Source organism: Streptomyces phytophilus (assembly GCF_013870535.1).
GTDB classification, from domain to species: Bacteria; Actinomycetota; Actinomycetes; order Streptomycetales; family Streptomycetaceae; genus Streptomyces; species Streptomyces phytophilus.
The window spans coordinates 1-1,297 of sequence record NZ_JACBXC010001511.1 but is presented as its reverse complement, the minus strand read 5'-3'; the positions used below and the strand labels follow the sequence as shown (position 1 = coordinate 1,297).

The 1,297-nt window shown below is 73.8% G+C and carries 1 protein-coding gene and 1 pseudogene; both read right to left on the bottom strand.

Annotated features, from left to right (window positions below; all coding sequences use genetic code 11):
• A partial coding sequence (locus H5J30_RS33820) for a COX15/CtaA family protein (protein WP_181791608.1) occupies positions 1–934 on the bottom strand: 934 nt, incomplete at its 3' end.
• Between the two features lie 90 nt (positions 935–1,024).
• Positions 1,025–1,297: pseudogene (locus H5J30_RS33815) on the bottom strand (ABC transporter permease); the annotation flags it as partial.

Here is a 1,297-nt window from a genome sequence, read left to right as displayed (position 1 = left end):
GCGGGACCTCGGCGGGCTCCACGTGCGGCCGGTGCCGCAGCGAGACGACCACCCGCAGCACCGCGATCCACACCAGCGTCGAACCGAACAGGTGGATCATGACCAGGACTTCGGGCACGTCCGTCAGGTACTGCGCGTAGCCGACGACGGCCTGCGACATCAGCACCAGGAACAGGTCCCGGGTGCGGGACAGCGGCCCCGCCGGGCCGTCGACGAGCTTCAGCGTCACCCAGATCGCGACCGTCAGGGCGACCACCGCCCAGGCCGTGACCGAGTGCACCTTCGCCGCGTGGTCCCAGCTGATCCACCCCATCCGGGGCACGTCGCTGGAGTCGCCCGCGTGCGGCCCGGTGCCGGTCACGACGGTGCCGGCGGCCAGCAGCAGGACCGCCACCGCCACCAGCGCCCGGGTCAGCCGGCGCACCACGGCCCCGACGAGCATGTCGGGCCCGCCGTCGCCCTCGCGGGCGCGGTGCCAGGTGAGGTACGTGATCGTGATCAGCCCGGTGGCGAGCAGGAAGTGCGCGGCGACGGTGTACGGGTTCAGCTCGGTGAGCACCGCGGCGCCGCCGAGGACGGCGTTGCCCATGACGACCCAGAACTGCAGCCAGCCCAGCCGCGTCAGCTCGCGGCGCCACGGCTTGGTGGCGCGGGCGGCGATGATGGCCCAGCCGACGGCGGCGCACAGCACGTACGTGAGCAGCCGGTTGCCGAACTCGATGGCGCCGTGCATGCCCATCTCGGACGTCGCCAGCAGGCTGTCGTCGGAGCACTTGGGCCAGGTGTCGCAGCCGAGCCCGGAGCCCGTCAGCCGGACGGCGCCCCCGGTGACGACGATGACGATGCTCATCAGCACCGCGGAGAGCGTCGCCCGCTGGACCGTCTTCTGCGTCGGGGTCCAGCGCTCGGCGATGAGGGCGAGGGGGTTCAGCACGGCGCCTATCGTATGCCGCCCCTTGTGCGCGGTTTCACGAGGGGGGAGGAGGCCGTTCCCGTACGCCCGTGGGCCCTGGTCGGCGCCGGGTCACTCCCAGCGGAAGAACCGCGCCGCGGCGGCGAGCCCCAGCACCGCCCAGCCGGCGAGCAGCCCCAGGTCGCCCCACGGCATGCCGCCGCCGTCCTGGAGGACGTCCCGCAGCCCGTCCGACAGCGCCGCGACGGGCAGCACTTCGAGCACCGCGCGGGCGCCGTCGGGGAACCTCTCCAGCGGCACGATCACGCCGCCCGCCACCAGCAGCAGGACGAAGACGAGGTTCGCCGCGGCGAGCGTCGCCTCCGCGCGCAGCGTGCCCGCCAT